The following is a 19,035-nucleotide window of genomic DNA, read 5'->3' on the forward strand; positions in this document are numbered from 1 at the left end:
GGTTTATTCTTTCAAATAAATATATAGACTTTTCCATTTCTATCCCTCCATTTTATAGCTAACTATTTTCCATAAATTAAGTCCTTCTAATGTTTCAAATTCTAAACACCTAATAAGAAATTTTACGCTTGAACTTTTTCTTTCCCCATTTTATTCAGTTCCCCAATCATCATGAAAACGCCAACAACAATCATAATGAAATCAACAAGTGGCTGTGTAAACCAAACAGCTTTTACTCCAAATATCATTGGCAATAAAATCATGGCAGGAACAAACAAAAACAGTTGTCTAAGCATTACGATTATCCCAGCTTTCTTTCCGTTTCCGATTGATTGGAAGAAAGTAACAGTCATAACCATTACTCCATACAAAATAAATACGGAATAGAACAATCTAAAGTTTCCAACACCCTGTGCAATGATGTTTGCTTCTACACCGAATAAAGATAGTATTTGACTTGAAAGCAATAAAGACGGAATCCAAAAGATTGCTGCAAGAACTAAACCGCCAATAGAAAAGACCTTCATAGCCTGTCTTACTCTGTCATACTGCTTTGCTCCAAAGTTTGTTCCAACAACAGGTTGTAAGCCTTGACTCATTCCCCAAAGAGGAATAAATGAAAAGGCATATACACGAAGTGATGCCGCCATCAAAATTCCATTGGTATCTCCGCCATACTTAAATGCCATTTTATAGAGCATAGTCTGTTGAATCATAAACAAAAGCTGCATCATCATAGCGGATGAACCGACAGAAAACATTTCTTTTTTAATTCCCGCATCAGACTTTATCTTATGGATTTTAACAACTTTACTCTTTTTCAAGAAATAATGTAGTGTTGCCACTGCCTGAACAAATTGTGCTGTGATGGTTGCAAGGGCAGCACCTTCAATCGCATATTCACCCATAACTGTCATTAAAATCGGATCAAGAATGATATTCAGTAATGCTCCAAGTCCCATAATCGTCATAGCTTTTTTCATCAGTCCTTCGCCACGCATAACCATGTTTGCGGACTGTGTGAAGTTTACAAATAGAGAACCTATAAAAATTACTCTAAGGTATCTAATACCATAGGCTTTGATTTCACCCGTTGCACCGACCATATCTAAAAAATGCGGAGCAAGAAGTATTCCTCCAACTGTAATAATTACAGAGAAGAAAATCACCCAATAGATTAGGTTACCCATAATTTTATCTACAGTTTTTTGATCCCCTTTACCGATTGCTCTTGAAAGTACAGATGCAGAACCTACACCAAGTAAAGTTGAAACACCGCTGTTGAAAAAGGTAAGTGGCATTGCGACACCACAGGCAGTCATTGCTGTCTGTCCTATAATTTTCCCTGCAAATATTCCGTCCATTAACGGATACAGACCGATAACAATCATTCCGATAACTGCCGGAATAGATAACTGAAAGAGTAAATCTATCGGTCTTTTTGTTAATAATTGTTCTTTCATATCTTGTTTCATTGCCTTCTCCTCTCTTAGACCAATTTTTATATAATTTTTAGTCCTTTATTTTTTTCTTGGAGCTCTACCATATTTTTATAAATCCCATTTAAAGCAATTAGCTCATTATGGGTTCCTTGTTCTGCAATATTCCCTTCCTTGATTACAATAATACTATCGGCATCTCTAATAGTATTTAATCTATGGGCGATAACTAATAATGTTTTATTCTTTACCAATTCACTGATTGCTTCCTGTATATAGCTTTCATTGTCCACATCAACACTTGCTGTTGCCTCGTCAAGAATTACAATAGGAGCATCTTTTAATATGCAGCGAGCAATAGAAATTCTTTGTTTTTCACCACCGGATAGAGTTGCTCCGCCTTCTCCAATCATTGTGTCAAATCCATCAGGAAGTGCCATAATAAAATCATAGCATCTTGCTTTTTTTGCAGCTTCTATAACTTCTTCTTTCGTCGCATTTTCTTTCCCCATGGCAATATTGTTAAAAATCGTATCTTGAAACAAATACACTCTCTGGAAAACCATACTAATTTCCGACATCAATTCAGATAGCGAAACATCCTTTATATTCACCCCTCTAATCAAAATTTCACCGGAGTCTACATCCCAAAATCTTGCCAAAAGATTTGCTACTGTAGATTTTCCTCCTCCGGACTGTCCAACTAAAGCTGTCATTGTATTCTTTTTCATTTCAAAATTCATATCATGCAAAACCTCTTTTTCTCCATAAGAAAATTTCACATGATTAAAACTAATTTCCGGCTCACCAAACTTAGCCTTTAAGAGATGTTTTTTACCTGTATCCTGTAGTTCTGTTTCATTTAATACTTCTTCAATACGATCTAAAGCAGCATTCATAACTGTTAGCCTGCTTGCTTCTCCATAAAGAGTTTTTAATGGACTGAAAAAGTCAAATACAAATAGTATCAGTCCTAACACATAAGGAAGTTTCAACATTCCTTGTAAATGAAGATACAAAGCAAGTGCCAAAATAAAAGTAATTCCGATACCATAAATAATGTTCAATCCGCTTGTCCAAGGTGTCATCTTCTTTTCAAACTTTATAGAAGTGTCTCTTGATGAAGCAAAGCTATCTGTAAGAGCCTTTGAATTGTCTCCTAAAAGGTTATAGCTTTTGATTACACTAATTCCTTCTGCAAATGACAAAACTGCATCTGTTAGCTTCTCTCCTTGCTCTTGCCTGATAACAGCTTCAGATAAAGACATTTTATTCATTCTGCTTGCAAGTAATGTTGCTATTAGAGTTACACACACAGACACAAGACCTATTCTATAATCTAAAACAAACATGAATATAGTAAGCACAACGGTTGAAAGCACATAACTCATCATATTAGCTATGGTGCTCATGGATACTTCCTCAATGAATGACATATCTGAACTTAAAACAGAATTGATTTTTCCTAAATTTCCTGATGTGAAATATCCCATAGGAAGTTTTCTAAGGTGATTTCCAAGCTCCATCCTTTTATCTGCAAAAATCAGAAAGCCAGCAGCACTTTGCAATTTATCGCTTAAAAAATGAACCAATGCCTGTACCAACACTACCAAACCAAGTCCTATTCCTACATACAAGAATGTTTTCGGTGATATTGTCTTTTCATAAAATCCTATCAATACAGTAAATGCAATAAAAATAGGCATTTTACTTAAAACAGATTCAATAAAGGCAAAAACAAATGCCCCTTTAATTCTATTTTTATACTTTCCTGACAAGTTTAAAATTCTTGATATTAGTTTAAACATTCATTTCACCTTCCTTTCTGCTGATTTTCCAATCTTTACTAAATAGTGTCGCATCCCATAATTTACGGTAGTCTGCTGATGATTCTAACAAGTCATTATGTTTTCCATTTGCAACTAAACGACCATGATTCATTACCAATATTTGGTCTGCATCTACAATTGCCGGAAGTTTATGAGCAATTACAATCAATGTTTTTCCTTTTACAAGTTCACGAATAGCTGCTTCCATTTTTTCTTCATTTTCCGGATCTGCGTAGGCTGTTGCCTCATCAAGTACAACAATCGGAGCATTTTTCAAAATAGCTCTCGCTAATGATATTCTTTGCCTTTCTCCACCTGATAACATCTTTCCTGCCTCGCCAGCCAAAGAGTAAATACCATTTGGGAGCTTATCTAAAAATTCCATACACTGAGCTTTCTTTGCAGCTTCTATCACTTCTTCATCGGTAGCTGACAAATTTCCGATACGAATATTTTCTAAGAGTGAAGTATTAAATAAATATTGGTCTTGAGACACATAAGAAATCTCTTTATTCAGTGCCTTAAGACTCATATCCTGTAAATTTTGTCCTCCAATGCTAATACTTCCCTCTAAAACATCATAGTAATGAATTAAGAGTTTCGCTAAGGTGCTTTTACCTGAGCCTGATTCTCCAACAATGGCTGTCTTTTCTCCAACTTTTGCTGTAAAGCTCACATTATGAATCACATTTTTAATGTATGTTTCAGGTTGTCCATTCTCTCCCATCTTGCTTAGTTGATAACCAAATGTAACATTGTCATAGGAAATAGTATGATCTATACCTTTAAACTTGTTTTCACCTTGTTTTAATGGTTCTATATTTAAAGCATCTTCCAATGCAGATATTTTATAATTAAGCTGTGGCATCGTTGGTAAAAATCCCAAAGCCTTTAAGAGTGGTAAGCCAATACTCAAAGATAGGCATAATACCAATATCAAATCAGAAAGACTAACATAGCCCATGTAAGCAAAGTAACCTCCAAGCGGCAATGTTAATATAATCGTGCATGGAAGTAAGGCACTGTATAATGCCATCCATGGCCATGCAGTCTTATACCAAGCGAGTGCATAATCTCTATAATCTCCAACATCTTTAGAAAATCTTTTATATGATTCCGTTTGCTTGTTAAACACTTTTACTACTTCCATACCATTCACATATTCAATAATGGTATTATTCATTTTTCCACTCGCCATATAATATGGTCCCATTTTTTTCATTCCTGCGGAATACATAATCATCATAGCGACAATGCTTAGTGGAATGGATGCCAAAGACATAAGTGCCAGTCTCCAATCAACGAAAAACATTGCAATATATACCATTACAGGCACAATTAAATTGGCAATTCCTTCAGGCAATGAGTGTGCCAAAAGAACTTCCAAACTACCAATATCATCTACAAACATCTTTTTAATAGCACCTGTTCCCTTTTCTTCAATAGCTCCTAAGGGAAGATTCTCCATCTTTTTTTGTAGAGATGTTCTAAGTCCAAATAATGTGTTATATGCTGCCTTATGGGACATATTAAGACCCAAACCACCTAATAATGCTTGCAAAACCAAACATATCAAAATACCGGCAAGCAAAATAACTAACCTTGTGAATTCCAAATTTTGTCCTAAAATCAAGGGATTTATAATCTGATAAGCAAATAGAAATGGCACAACTCCCATAATGACACTTAATAGCATAATAAAACTCGCTAAATGTATTGTTTTCTTATGCGAACCAGCATACTCAAAAACCTTATTTAACATCATTCTCCTCCTTCAATAAATTTCCTTTTTTATCCATAAAATTCATGATTAACGCTTCATTTCCCTTTACAGATATTTTTTTATAACCATTATCACCGAGCATTAAGACGGAATGACAGGTTTTAAATAACAGTTCTAAATCATGAGTAATTATTATAATTGGAATCTCCTTTGCTTTTTCTGTAATTAAATCGGACATAATTTTCATACTTTTATAATCAAGTCCCGATGTTGGTTCATCCAAAATTATCAGCTTACGACCGGATAAAAATGAAGTAATAATTGCCAGTCGTTGTTTTTGTCCACCGGATAGTTTCTGCGGATGATTGGTTTTTTTATGCCACAGGTTTGTATCTTTCAGATATTCTCGTATCTTTTCTAAATCATTTTCCGAGTTTTTATCTTTACAAAATATCAACTCATTTTCTACTGTGTCTAAAAAAATCTGAGCATCTACATCTTGTAACACGCAATATGAATTTCTAAGTCTTTCTCTTTGTTTCTGTCCATAGCTGACATCCAAATATTTTTCAGATAAACCACATAATGCTTTTGCCAAAGTACTTTTCCCAATACCATTAGAACCAATCACTCCCATTATTTCGCTTTCTCCAAGCTCAAAAGTTAATTCTTCTATCAAAGTTCTTTTGCCTTGATGAATGCAGGCTTTATTTACTTTGATACAGCTTTTAGCCACAATAGGTTCTTTTTCTGATATCAATTCTCTTTCATTAAGTGTCCTTAACTCAAGTTCCTTACATTTATCATTACTAAGACTACCATTCGGAAAAACATCACATATTGTACCGTCTTTTATATAAATCAATCTGCTAAAAATCTCTTTTAAATAATAGAGCCTATGTTCCGCTATAATTATTGTCTTTCCCATCGTCTTCAATCTGATAAGTATTTCACTGAAATGTTTTATACTATCGTAATCAAGGCTACTTGAAGGTTCATCGAAAAAGATAATGTCTGTATCATAAATAAGTGTTCCTGCTATCGCCACCTTTTGCCTTTCTCCCCCTGATAATTCAAAAATGGATTTTTTGCTAATATGATTTATTCCTAACAAGTCCATTGCTTTTTCAACTTTTTCTTTTAGGGTGTCCCTGTCTAATCCCAAATTTTCACCTACTAAAGCAATTTCATCTTCAACTACATCACAAAAAAATTGATCCTTAGGATTTTGAAATACATTGCCAATATATTTAGCTAACTCTCCCTTTTTATAAGTAGTTATATCCTTCCCTAAAATCTTAATTTCGCCGTCCAAATCACCGTCATAAAATGACGGAATAAGCCCGTTTAGTAGTCTTAAAAGTGTCGTTTTTCCGCATCCTGAAAGACCTGTTAAGACTATAATTTCGCCTTTCTTTACAGACATTTTTAAATCTTTCAAAATCAAATCTTCTCCATAATGAAAGGATTTGATTTCTGCCTCTAAAATATTTTCCATAAACTCGCCCCCAACAAAATCATTCCTCCGATCATCATTGCTATATCAATAAATGTAAATCTCACCTCATGAAAACTTGTTTTTTGTCCATCATATTCAATACCTTTTGATATGATTGAACAAGTTAAGGTATCGCTTATATCTATGCACTTATACATAAGAGGAACAAAATATAATTCAAATGTTTTAATTGGTTTGAAAATACTTGCTTTAAATCCTCTAATTTTCATGCCATTGTTTATTTCCTTCATCCTAATAGAGATTTCCGGAATAAAACGAAAGAATACTGTAATTCCTATCCCTATTCCACCATCAATTCCAATTTTTCTAAATGCAGCCATTAGATGCGAAGAACTATATGAGGACAGAACTTTTCCCAAAATGAAAAGTGGAGCAAATTTCAACACTATAAGTAGCATTGTATATATAGAACCAACCAAAACATTTCCTAAGTGTGGTTTCAGCAAATAAATAAGCCCCCATACTATAAGCAATGAACATATCGTTCTAAATGCCTTTCTTATAGAAAATAAGAATAATAGTCCTAAGACAAAAATAAGGGAAAATAAATATTGTGATTGCTCTCCAACAGTTAGAATAACTGAAAATAGTAAAATCAACCCAACTATAGCAAGCGGGTTGATTTTATCTGATAGTTGGTATTCGTTTATATTATTTTTTTCACCTTTACAAAACACTTTTTTTCTTCCTGTTGCTAAAGAATTTGTTGTAAATATATGTTCCAAAATTAGCACCAATAATTGATGCAACGATTGCGATCACTACGCAAATTGCAATGTTTTTAGGGGTGTAAAAATTATAAAGAAATGTTGCATAGTCTGTTGTAAACATCTTAGGGAATTGTTTTGTAAGACCTTCTACACCAAATACGAATGTGAAATACATCGCATGAAGCGAATATATAAACATACCAGCACCAAAACCAAGACCTACTTTCATAGTTTTGTCTGAGTAATTTTCCTTTTTACCAATCACAAGCTCTGCTAATATTCCTGCAATTGCACAAACTACTATTACAGGCCACATTCCCATAAGAGCATAGAACACGCCGAGTAATAAGAAATATAAGAATGCTGTTCCTCTTTGTGCGACTTGTTTACACATTATTACAAAAACTGGCGCGGCAATTATTGTTGGAAGTGCCGATGATAAATACAAACTCGGAATCATTCCAAACGATCCTGTCAAAAGTCCCAATCCCATTGTTAATACAAAACCAATAACAGAAAATACTGCTATTTTTACAATACTTTTTAAATTCATTTTTCTCCTCCTTGAATACATATAATATTTTTTATCTGCTTATAAAACAGCATGTTGCCAATTTATATAAAATTAAATCTTTAATATAACTAAGTTATATTTGATGCAAAAATTTTTCCATTTTACAAACCTCGTATTTTGCCCCATCCTTCATTAAAGAATTTTGAAATTAGTTTGGCATTTAATTCTACTTCTTCTCTGCTTTTAGAATGAACAGCAACTTCAGATAAAGCATAATAATATGCATGGTTAATTAAGTGAATTCCCATATCGGTTATTACACTACCGACACCATCTTCACCATAAATCATGCTTAATATTTTGATGTGATTTTTATCTTCTATTTCCACGAGTTCATCTAAAAAATTACTGTATTTTGTTCCATAAGAACCAAACACTAATAACTCAAATGCATCTTTATTTTCAAAAAAATACAAGACCATCTTAACAGCACCATGTGCTTTAGAGTCTAAAATTTTATAAATGGTTTCTTTCCCAAGTGGAACTTCCTTTTTATATGTCTCAAAACTCTCATCCTCATACATAGCATAGTATTTTCGTATTTGGCTTACAATCGGCTCAACTAACTCAGAAAAAAGTGCTTCCTTATCCTCAAAATGACCATAAAACGCCCCAGTAGTAACACCTGCTTCTTTGCAAATAGCTCTTAAATTTGCCTTTTCAAATCCTTGTTCTTTGAAAATTTTCTTACCGCTATTAAGAATCCTATTATGAGTTACTTCATAATCTCCGTTTGCCACGATTTGCCCTCCTTTCTTCAAATATAACTTAGTTATATTGTAGCACATGTTATATTTGAAAGTCAATATATTTATACACATACATTGACTTCAACTCCTGACTTGAGCACTATCTTTAGTTCCTCATCATATAAAACTACCTTATCTACAAGTTTCCTTACCAAGTCTTCATCGTAGCTTTCTATTTCCAATTCCTGATTATCTAAAAACTCTTCTAATTCCTTTAGCCTGCTTTGTTCATTCTTCTCTTCCGCTAAATCTAGAAGTATCTTTTCTTTTTCATTCCTTAATTCTTCCACTCTGCCTGCAAGGTCTGTGTAGTCTTTCTTGGCATTGGCAACTTTTAAAAGTTCTTCTTGCACTTTCAACATTTCTTTGTCTATTTCTTCTATTCCACTACTTCCATCACCTGTGATGGCTTTTTCTATATTCTCTTTTATTATTTCTTTTAATTCACTACTTTCCGATATAAGTTGGTTGATGGCTTCTACGACTGCCTCTTGTAGGTCTTCCTCTTTTATTGTTCTTGCATGGCAGGCATCTGGTCCATGGGTTACTCTTGTACAACACCTCCAAACGGTGTACTTTTTCCCTCTGTTGTTCCATGCTATTCTCCTGTAAATATCTCCGCATTTAGAGCAATAGACAATACTTGAAAGGGCGTATTTGCTGGAATAAATTCTTCTTTTCCCTTTGCCACTTACCATATTAGCTCGTCTATCAATTTCTTCTTGGACTCGCATGAAGATTTCTTTTGGTATGATGGCTTCATGGCTATTTTCTACATAATATTGAGGTGCAATTCCATCATTTTTTACTCTCTTCTTATTCAGGAAATCCACTGTATAAGTCTTTTGTAAGAGGGCATCCCCCATGTATTTCTCATTAGTTAATATTTGATTGAGATTTGATACATGCCATTTCTTATTTCCTGCTCCATTTAGTATCTTATCTTTTTCAAGTCCTTCTTTTATATCTCGTAGGCTTGCTCCTTCCAAGTATTCTCTGTAGATCCTTTTTATAATTTTTGCTTCTTCAGGAACGATGACAAGTTTTCCCGCTTCGTCTTTTGTGTAGCCTAAGAACCTATTATGGTTTACCTGGACTTGCCCTTGTTGAAATCTATATTGAAAGCCTAACTTCACATTTTGTGATAAAGACTGACTTTCCTGTTGAGCAAGAGATGCCATAATGGTAAGGAGGACTTCTCCCTTGGCATCCATGGTATTGATGTTTTCTTTTTCAAAGTAAACTGGTATGTTGTTTTCTTTTAGCTTACGAATGTACTTTAAGCAGTCAAGTGTGTTTCTGGCAAACCTCGATATGGACTTTGTAATGATGTAGTCGATATTTCCTTTCATGGCTTCTTCAATCATTTTATTAAAGCCAGCTCTTTTCTTGGTATATGTTCCACTGATTCCTTCATCAGAAAAAACTCCCACAAATTCCCAGTCTGGATTTTTCTTAATATAATTTGTGTAATGGTCTACTTGAGTGTCATAAGAAGTTGCCTGTTCATCGCTATCTGTTGATACCCTCGCATAAGCTGCCACTCTCAGTTTCTTCTTTTCTGATTCCTTGATGGAATTTCCTTTTTTCTTCTTCGCTGGTATGACTATAACCTTGCTATTCATCATCTATCACCTCGATTAACCTATACTTATAACTTGCTCTCTCAAAAGGATCTAGAGGCAAAGTCTCTTCTTTCTTATATCTAAACTTGCAGGGAACTCTAATGATCTCTTCTTCTTTTTCCCAAACTCGTCCCATAGCTACTGCCCTTTCCTTTAACATTTGTCCTGCCTTTTCAAAACTTTCTCTATCTATTATCTTGGGATAGATTTCGTTTCCTAAATATTTTTCATTAGTCAACATTCTTTTGACACTGGAGCTGTTTTTCTTTAAGCCTGCAAGGTCTGCTGACTTTATAAGGGCATTGCCAGCAAGATAGTTTTTAAAGATTTTTCTTATATTCTCGGCTTCTGTTTCTTGAACTTCTAATCTTCCGTCTCTTATCGTATAGCCATAGCATAACCTAGACATCTTCTTTCACTTCCTCTCTTAATACAAGTCCACACTTTAAATGAAAATCAAGAGTCACTCTATTGACAACCTGTATGTGGGCAATGATTTCTTCAAACAAGTCATCTTCAAAGCGATCTATCATTTCACTTTTTCCTAAGATTCCTATTAGTTTTTCAAGCTCTCTTATTTCTTCGTCATTTCCAAGGATGACTTTCTTACTTCTTTCCTTTTCCCTGAGTAGATAACTTTCTTCACTTGAAATTTCACTGCTTTCTTTTGCGTAAATACTTGCATCTAAAACTCCCGAAGTTATTAGTTTGCTTAGAACCTCTTTTCTTTCCTTTAGTTTTTCTAAGCTTTCTTCTATTTTTTCTATCTTCTCTACTTCTTCCTTACTGTCCACTCTCTTTAAGGATTCTAAGAGTGGTGTAAAAATACTATCTTTTCCGAAGATTAGTTTGTTTACTAAAGTCACAAAAGCTAGTTTTATGTCCTTGTCTTTAATAAACTTCATAGAACATTTATTAATATCTTTAAGGTGTTCACTACAAGTCCAGGCTATATATTTATCTTTGCCATTATAGTGATGTCTTCTCTTAAAGCTTGAACCACACTCGCCACACTTGATTTTCCCCGATAGGCTATATCTATTTTGATATCTTTTAGTGTCTTTTCCGTTTCCTTTTGCTATAGCCCTTATCTTTATTAGGTCTTGAACTTTCTCAAAGTCCTCTCTACTTACAATGGCTTCATGGTTGTCTATTATTTTATACTGGTCTTCTTCTCCCTTATTTTTATGCCTCTTGTAAGTATCGTCTGTATAGGTCTTTTGGTAGATGACATCGCCTATATATTTTTCATTTTTTAAGATTCCATTTATAGTCGACCCATGCCAGTTTGATCCTTTTTGCCCTTTAATCTTTCTTTTATTTAAGTCTTCTGCTATTTTGTGCGTTCCCTTACCTGAAAGATACTTTTCAAATATTTCTTTTATTATTTTTCCTTCTTCTTCATTCACTACCATCTTTCCATCTATATTCTCATAGCCATAGGGTGGGCTTGATATAATAAAAGTTCCATTTTGAAATCTTTTCTTTATGGACCATTTGTTATTTTCTGAAATAGACCTGGACTCACTTTCTGCAAGGGATGAAAGTATGGATAACATCAACTCACTTTCCATGGTTCTTGTATCAATGTTTTCTTTTTCAAAATAGATACCAATGTTTAAGTCAAGGAGTCTTCTTACGATTTCCAAACAATCTGTCGTGTTTCTTGCAAGCCTTGAGATGGATTTAGTTAGGATAAAGTCTATTTTTCCGTCTTCACAGTCATTTAACATTTTTAGAAGTCCATCCCTGCATTCTTTCTTTGTTCCAGTGATGCCTTCGTCAAAATATAAACCTGCAAAAGCATATGACTTGTTCTCAGATATAATCTTTTCGTAGTGTGCTTTTTGTGTTTTAAGGCTTACAAGCTGAGCTTCCTCATCTGTCGATACTCTTGCATAGGCAGCAACTCTTAATATGGATCCTTCTTTTTGATTCGCTTCTATTTTTGTTATCTTTTTCATTGTCTCACCTCTCTTTCTCTTAGTGCTATATTCCCGTACAAATGAGTATATATCAAGTCTTATAGCAATAATTCTGAAAGAATAGGTTTGAATTTTTTAATGTTTTCTCTCCTAATTTTTCTATATTCTTCAAGGCTAATTTCATCTAAAAGAAAAAGATCCTGGATAAACTTATCCGATAGATAAAAGTTAAGCTCTGCCTTTAAATCTCTTTCAGTGTATTCAGTTTTTATAACTTCTTTTTCACCTTCAAACTTTTCTACTCTCATGCTCCACCTCCTATATCACAGGCAAAGAAATTAAGGCTATTTTTAACCTAATTTTCTTTCCTCTATATTCCTTAGGACATAGGGAGTGTTTTTGAGTAAAATTTATAGCTAATAGTATCCATGCTTTTGTTACTTCATAATTTGCCTCTCAATTTATGAGTCTATGTTTTAAATAGCAACAAAAAACTATCCAGAGAAATAAATTTCAATGGATAGTTTTTTATATTGCTAATTTAATTGTTTATCTCTTCATCATTTTTGATTAGCTCAGCTTTTACTAAAAGCCTTTTATCGTTTTTGGGATAGGGGTGACATGCCATTAAAAAGAGTTTGGTCTTTCCTTCTTCTCGTGTAAATTTACTCCAATCTGTAGGTTCAATTACTTCTTTATCAACTACTTTGTAATAGAGTTCTTCTTCCCGAGTAGTAATCTTTAGCTCATCACCTTTTTCCAACTTGTCAATATTTAGAAAGGATTGTGTTTCATTTATCCCTCCTCTGTGCCCTGCAAGAACAGTTATAGTATTTTCCTCTGAAGTCGGTATATCTGTATCTTCAACAATACCTGAACCTTCTAATAAAGATTTTTCACTTGTATTATCACTAATAGGGGTAATTACTCCTATTTTATCAATTCTAAGAACGCCTATAGCTGTATCTTTTATAGAGTCTTTTGATGCAACAGTTTGTTCTATCTCTCCAGGTTTATTCTCCTGTTCGTAATTTTCAAAAGGAGGTAATTCTTGTTTTATTTGTTTTTCCAGATTAATGGATTCTTCTTTCTTTAATTCCAACCTTTTATGGTTTAGGAATAGAAAAGCAATAGAAAAAACAATGAATATTAACCCGACTGCAAGAAGAAATTTACTTAAATGATCTTTTTTTTGCTTATTTGACATTTTTCTTTCTTCTTGATTTTATTCTCTTTTTTCTTTGAATTCCAGCAAAAGTAGAAAGATTACCAAGTCCTAGTAAAATCCAAGCATAGGTTGATGGATTTAATCCGTTTCCTGTTTTAGGTAGAGGCTTACCTGGTAAAGGAGCCTTAGGAGTATTTGGTTTAACTGGTGTTCCAGGGTTATTTGGTTTTTCTGGCTCTTTTGGAGTTTCAGGCGTATTTGGTTCTTGTGGGTCATTAGGTTTATTTGGTGTATTTGGTTCTTCTGGCTTACCTGGCTCCGTTGGTTTTTCTTCTTTATTTACAATTGTAAAACCATCTTTCATATTACCAAGATAATTGACATCAAACCATCTTCCATCTAGTTTTATTGTATTTCCAGATTCGCCAATTTCTTTTATCGTATAGTGGTAGTCATGCGTTGAATTTGCACCTTTCTTAACATCTAAGTTCTTGAATTCTCCACTCCAATTATTGGCTTTGTTTAACTCAAGAATTTTCCCTGTAGCTTTTCCATCTCTATATAGTTCAACCATGATTTTATCTACTGGTTTATTTCCATATAAAGTCCAGTCTTTCTTAACTTTAATAGTTATAGTATCTGGTTCAGATGGTGTTGGTGGTGTAGGCGGTGTTTTTGGTTCTTCTTTATTTGTTATTGTGAAGCCATCTTTCATAGACCCACTGTAATTTACTTTGTACCAATGCCCATTCAGCTTAATTGAACCAGTTTCTTCTCCAACTTCTTTTACTGAGTATTTATAGGCTTCTTTTGAGTCTAGTTTTTCTACTACGTCTAAGTCTTTAAATTCTCCACTCCACTTGTTGGCTTTGTTTAGTTCTAGCTTTTTGCCTGTAGCTTTTCCATCTCTGTAGAGTTCTACTTCGATTTTTTCTACTGGTGCGGATATCTCTTTTCCATCTTTTCCTTGCCAAATCTTTTCAACCTTGATGTCTTCTTTTGATGGAGTTATTGGTGTCCATGGACTTGATGTTTCTTCTAACTTGTTTGTTATTTTAAAGCCTTCTTTTGTTTCTTCGTAGCTTACTTTGTATTTGCTATCTGATAGTTTGATGTTTCCTTCTTTTTCACCAACTTCTTTTACAGTATATTCATAGGCTTTTTCTGAGTCTACTTTTTCTACTACATCTAAGTCTTTAAACTCTACTTTCCAGTTGTTTTCTGCATTTAGTGTTAACTTCTTATCTGTAGCTTTTCCGTCTCTATAGAGTTCTACCTCTATTTTTTCTACTGGGGCCGCTGTTTCTTTTCCATCTTTATCTTGCCAAATTTTTTCTACTTTGATGTCTGTCTTTGATGGTGTTATTGGTGTCCATGGATTTGATGTTTCTTCTAACTTGTTTGTTATTTTAAAGCCTTCTTCCATAGATCCTGTGTAGCTTACTCTAAACTTTTTATTTTCTAGTTCATATAGACCTTTTTCTTCGCCTACTTCTTTTACTGTGTATTCGTAGGCTTTTTCGGAGTCTAGTTTTTCTACTACATCTAAGTCTTTAAAGACTACAGTCCAATTGTTGTCTTTGTTTAGTTCTAACTTCTTATCTGTCTTGTCTCCATCTCTGTATAATTCTACTACTATACTGTCTACTGGAGCTTCTATTTTTTCTCCATCTTTTCCTTGCCAGATTTTTTGTACTTTTACATCTGTCTTTGGTGGGTCTAATGGAGTCAATGTACTTGGTTCTTTATTTGTGATCTTAAAACCATCTTCCTTTGTTCTCGTATATGAAACATCATACCATTTATCTCCAAACTTGATTGAGCCGTCTTTTTCTCCGACTTCTTTTATCGTATATATGTCGGATTTATCTTCTAATTTTAAGTTTTTGAATTCTGCTTTCCAGTTGTTGGCTTTATTTAATTCTAGTTTCTTTCCTGTGGCTTGCTCATCTTTATATAGTTCTACTTCTATTTTGCCTGTTGGAGCGTCTATAACTTTGCCATCTTTATCTTGCCAAATCTTTTCGACTTTGATATCTTCTTTTTTCATTAATCTATTCGTAACAGAATTAGATTCTCCGAAATTTCCATTATCTGCATATCTTACAAAGAAGCTGTTCGTTGCGACTTTATCATTAAGAACATTGCTGCCAGGATATTCTGGAGCTTTCATTTGAAGTCTGATATCTAAGGTTTCATATTGTGTTAATACTGGGTCATAATTACCGATTATCTTTACAGCGGTAACATCTTCGTATGATGTCGGACTTTTAACCCAATTTTGGCTTTTTACAGCTTTTACTGGGTCTTCTGAAGGATTCTCATCTGTTGTATAAAAAATATTAAAATCCTTTGTTATATCTTTGCCAGCTTTATAGATTTTTATTTCATCGACAAGTTTATTCCTGTATTTATTATTTCCATCAGTAAAACTTGGTAGTACATCATATATTTCCAGTTTATTTAAATACTCATCTTTATAGTTATTTACTCTCAGCTGATATTCAAACCTACCTAATTTATCATTGGCTTTATCAGCATAATTAGTAACTGTATCTAATGAAAATGCCCTGTCATATACAAGGTCCCCATTTTCTTCTGCTGGTTCTACACTTCTTATTCTTTTAATACTTTTTACACTTTGTGCCAAAGTAGAGGTTACCTTTGACTTCGCCATTAGGATAGAGTCATGTGTCTTCCCATTTCTATTGATATCCAGCTTATCAACAACTACTGTAGATGACATAGGGTCACCAACCTTAGGGTTTAACACAGATTGGTCATCATTGAAGTAAGAATAGACTATATTGTCATTATTAATCTTGTCTGTAATAGCCCTTTCTGGGACAATATTCTCATTAATTCTTCCTCCAAAACTAAATTCTAATTTCTTACCATGAACATTCCTAAATTCGCCCACTAAAAAGTTGTCATATTTTAAAATAAAAGCGTCTCTACCAGTATTATTGTAATTCTTTACCAGCTCATATTTATAATTAAATCCACTTCCGACATCAGCCCTCAACCCTAATTCTTTTGAATCTACAGTTATACCTTCAGGTAAAAGATCTACAAATGTTAAGTTTGAGAGTTCTCTTTGGTCAGACAATCCTCTAAAATCATATTCTATTCTAAATCTAATCTGATCTCCAACCTTAGGTGTAGGATTACGTAAGTAATCGGTGCTTTTATAGAGCTTAACAGACTCTTCTATTGGTATGAGGTATTTATCTGCTGATGCTGTAAAATTATATTCATCCTCTCCGGATTTTAAATTTACCTCTGCTGTATTATTAAGGGCTCTATCTGGTTCAAATTTAACCTTAAAAGGATCCTTGTACTTCATTTTTACATCTAATCTAAGCGTAGTACCTACTGGCAGTTCATAATTTTTAAAATGTATCTCTACTCTATCATACTCTGGATTTACAGCTGGAGCATTTTCTCTTTCTATCTTTCCATCAAGAACTTGCCTTCTTATCTTTTTTGCTTCTTCCTGAGCAAGTTTATTTAACGGATACTCTTCATATCCAAATAACTTTCCAGTTATAATATCATAAGTCCCATCTGACTTAATCCCCCTTATCTCATACTGACTTGAATCCACAAATTTTTTCCCAGGTGAGAATTCTGATGGCGCAAGCATACCTGACACATAAAATCTGGAATCAAAGTTCTTAGCATCTTCAATGATGACGATGTCTTTCATAGGCTCAGATATTCTGTTTTTTAAATAAACACTATAGTTTACTTCTGCCGTAGCCATTCCTGTTGGATCATAATAAGTCTTGGCTGGCGTTTCTGGATAGAATACGCCGTCATCATATCCGTTATTCTTCCAAAATACGCCACTTCCATCTAATGGATCGGATGTCAATTGAAAGCTTAAATTAGCTGAAGCCTTGTAAACTTCCCCTTCAGCTGGGTTATATGGTCTTGCTTCTATGTCAACACTATTGTCATAATATACTCTATCATCTTTTGGAGTGTCCTTTGAATTGGCTTCTGCACCTGGAAAGCGTAATTTTAGCTGAACTCCCTCTTCATATAGGTCGCCTTCAGCACCACCACATAAAAAGTCTCCATCCTTATTACTATGTCTTTTTCTTTCATTAAGATTATAAGTTACCGTCTTTCCATCTGCAGAAAGCACCCATCCTGGGTTTTCTTCCGCTCTAAATTCAGCTGTCCTTTCCTTTCCATCTGCATCCGTATAAGTTGGTAGGGTGTCTGTGATTACATAAGATTTAAGAGCTCTTGCTTTGCTTCCATTGTAACCACGATCTTTAACTTCTAACCTGAATTGAAAGTTTACAGGTCTTGTGTCATTTTCTGCTATTCTTCGAGGATCCTTTTTATCTTCACTTCCGCCATAATTCATTTGGTCTTTTTCACTAGACAGGTTAACTAGTTTTCTTCCCCTAAAGTCATCATATTTAATAGAATATTCTTTGTCTTTTACTTCTTTTATAAGACATCCACTTGCGTCATAAAGCTTAACTTCTGGTTGGAATTTATAATCTGGTGGTGTAATATTATCTTTAAAACTAAAAGTATAAGGTATTTTTAAAGTAGTAGTAGAATCTATGGTTTTTAAATAAACTCTATAGATGGTCTTCCCATCTTCTACTCTCTTTTCCACCCTATCAATCATAGGATACTCTTGAATAGTAGCTGAAGAATCTATATACTTTCCTTGGTTATTTGGGTCTTCCCATCTTGTCACATCAACGGGATCCCTGTTTCCATCGTTTCTTATTGGAAACTCTTCAGAAGGGAGAATAACATCATAATATAAGCCTTCAACTTGACCTTCAATTCCCTTACCATCAATTACAACTTTACTTTGAATTAAATCTGTTCCATAATATTCTGTTTGTTCGTGTGATTCTATATCTAAGCTAAGATCAATATTTGAGCATTTTTCATCTGTTGAATTATTTTCATTATTTTGAGCAAACATCGTTTTTTCAGTCGATGTTTCGTCTTTTTTTATTTCTGATTCTTTTTCTTCGATTGTTTTATCGATTGATGCTTCGTCTTCTTTAATTTCTGATTCTTTTTCTTCAGGAGGATTGTTTGTATTTAGTAGGCTGCCTTCGATAGCAATACTACCTTTTACATCTGTTTCATCCTCTACAAGGCTTGTAAATACTACCTTTAGAGTACCCCCCCCCCGATTCAGAATTTAGGTCATTTACTTGTGCTTTTGCAACTTGCACTCCATCAAGAGCATGTACTGCAAAGTTGCTTTTTGATGCCTTAAAACCTTTAGGAAGAGTGACATTAAAATAGTCTCCTTCTTTAATATCTGCTCCATATTCACTGGCATCCCAGTCTATTTCTAGTCTACAGTCCTTATCTTCCTCAATTTTCTCATTAAGATCAATGGTATTACCTTTTCGATCTTTGACCTCTATCCTACTAATTCTTGTTTTTGACAAATGATTTGCACCTTGCGCAAATGCCTCTCCAATTGGCACAATTGTACCTAACAGCATTAAACAAGCTAAAAAAAATGCTGTTATCTTTTTACATTTCAACATTATTTCCTCCTTTTCTTCTTTTTTCTACAGGAACATCCCATATACAATGAAATTTATTCCGATGAAAAAGAATCTATACACTCTAATAATACCACTTTTCAAGATTTTTTGCCACTTTTTGTACGTTTTTACATCAATTTCACCCGGCACTATTTTTAGTTTACATATTAGAAGAGTTGGCTATAATACTTTGTGATGTCTTAAGCCATTAGATTAGATTAACTAAAT

Annotated in this window: 14 protein-coding genes; all 14 read right to left on the reverse strand. The window is 33.8% G+C overall.

The window, feature by feature from the left end; translation table 11 throughout:
* Nucleotides 1-122: 122 nt before the first annotated feature.
* Nucleotides 123-1,475, reverse strand: a complete 1,353-nt coding sequence (locus HGPG_RS05705) for an MATE family efflux transporter (protein WP_019125103.1) — start codon at nt 1,473-1,475, stop codon at nt 123-125.
* A 26-nt stretch (nt 1,476-1,501) separates the two neighbouring features.
* Nucleotides 1,502-3,247: an ABC transporter ATP-binding protein gene (locus HGPG_RS05710; protein ID WP_019125104.1), complete on the reverse strand. Its 1,746-nt coding sequence runs from the start codon at nt 3,245-3,247 to the stop codon at nt 1,502-1,504.
* Complete coding sequence (locus tag HGPG_RS05715) at nt 3,240-5,030, reverse strand: ABC transporter ATP-binding protein (protein ID WP_019125105.1); 1,791 nt, start codon at nt 5,028-5,030, stop codon at nt 3,240-3,242. The genes HGPG_RS05710 and HGPG_RS05715 overlap by 8 nt, the downstream gene beginning before the upstream one ends.
* A complete protein-coding gene (locus HGPG_RS05720; protein WP_019125106.1) occupies nt 5,020-6,489 on the reverse strand; it encodes an ABC transporter ATP-binding protein in 1,470 nt (489 codons plus the stop codon). Before HGPG_RS05720 ends, HGPG_RS05715 begins: the two co-directional genes overlap by 11 nt.
* The gene (locus tag HGPG_RS05725) at nt 6,474-7,244 is read right to left on the reverse strand and encodes an energy-coupling factor transporter transmembrane component T family protein (RefSeq protein ID WP_425357398.1); all 771 of its coding nucleotides are present in this window, start codon (nt 7,242-7,244) and stop codon (nt 6,474-6,476) included. Before HGPG_RS05725 ends, HGPG_RS05720 begins: the two co-directional genes overlap by 16 nt.
* Nucleotides 7,177-7,773 carry an MptD family putative ECF transporter S component gene (locus HGPG_RS05730; RefSeq protein WP_019125108.1) on the reverse strand — a complete coding sequence of 199 codons (597 nt, stop codon included), beginning with the start codon at nt 7,771-7,773 and terminating at the stop codon, nt 7,177-7,179. Before HGPG_RS05730 ends, HGPG_RS05725 begins: the two co-directional genes overlap by 68 nt.
* Nucleotides 7,774-7,895: 122 nt before the next feature.
* Nucleotides 7,896-8,534, reverse strand: coding sequence for a TetR/AcrR family transcriptional regulator (locus HGPG_RS05735; RefSeq protein ID WP_004835143.1), 639 nt, complete (start codon nt 8,532-8,534; stop codon nt 7,896-7,898).
* A 71-nt stretch (nt 8,535-8,605) separates the two neighbouring features.
* Nucleotides 8,606-10,168 (reverse strand): recombinase family protein, encoded by a 1,563-nt coding sequence (locus HGPG_RS05740; protein WP_019125109.1) that lies wholly within the window; start codon nt 10,166-10,168, stop codon nt 8,606-8,608.
* Complete coding sequence (locus HGPG_RS05745) at nt 10,161-10,577, reverse strand: recombinase family protein (protein ID WP_019125110.1); 417 nt, start codon at nt 10,575-10,577, stop codon at nt 10,161-10,163. The genes HGPG_RS05740 and HGPG_RS05745 overlap by 8 nt, the downstream gene beginning before the upstream one ends.
* Nucleotides 10,570-12,132 carry a recombinase family protein gene (locus HGPG_RS05750; protein WP_019125111.1) on the reverse strand — a complete coding sequence of 521 codons (1,563 nt, stop codon included), beginning with the start codon at nt 12,130-12,132 and terminating at the stop codon, nt 10,570-10,572. Before HGPG_RS05750 ends, HGPG_RS05745 begins: the two co-directional genes overlap by 8 nt.
* Nucleotides 12,133-12,191: 59 nt before the next feature.
* Nucleotides 12,192-12,401, reverse strand: a complete 210-nt coding sequence (locus HGPG_RS05755) for an SHOCT domain-containing protein (RefSeq protein WP_019125112.1) — start codon at nt 12,399-12,401, stop codon at nt 12,192-12,194.
* 233 nt (nt 12,402-12,634) lie between these two features.
* Nucleotides 12,635-13,300, reverse strand: coding sequence for a class C sortase (locus HGPG_RS05760; protein ID WP_019125113.1), 666 nt, complete (start codon nt 13,298-13,300; stop codon nt 12,635-12,637).
* Nucleotides 13,290-18,224, reverse strand: coding sequence for a Cna B-type domain-containing protein (locus HGPG_RS10105; RefSeq protein WP_019125114.1), 4,935 nt, complete (start codon nt 18,222-18,224; stop codon nt 13,290-13,292). The genes HGPG_RS05760 and HGPG_RS10105 overlap by 11 nt, the downstream gene beginning before the upstream one ends.
* A gap of 166 nt (nt 18,225-18,390) precedes the next feature.
* Complete coding sequence (locus tag HGPG_RS05770) at nt 18,391-18,807, reverse strand: Ig-like domain-containing protein (protein WP_036731679.1); 417 nt, start codon at nt 18,805-18,807, stop codon at nt 18,391-18,393.
* Nucleotides 18,808-19,035 lie beyond the last annotated feature (228 nt).

The organism is Peptoniphilus grossensis ph5, from assembly GCF_000311825.1.
Lineage (GTDB): Bacteria > Bacillota > Clostridia > Tissierellales > Peptoniphilaceae > Peptoniphilus_A > Peptoniphilus_A hominis.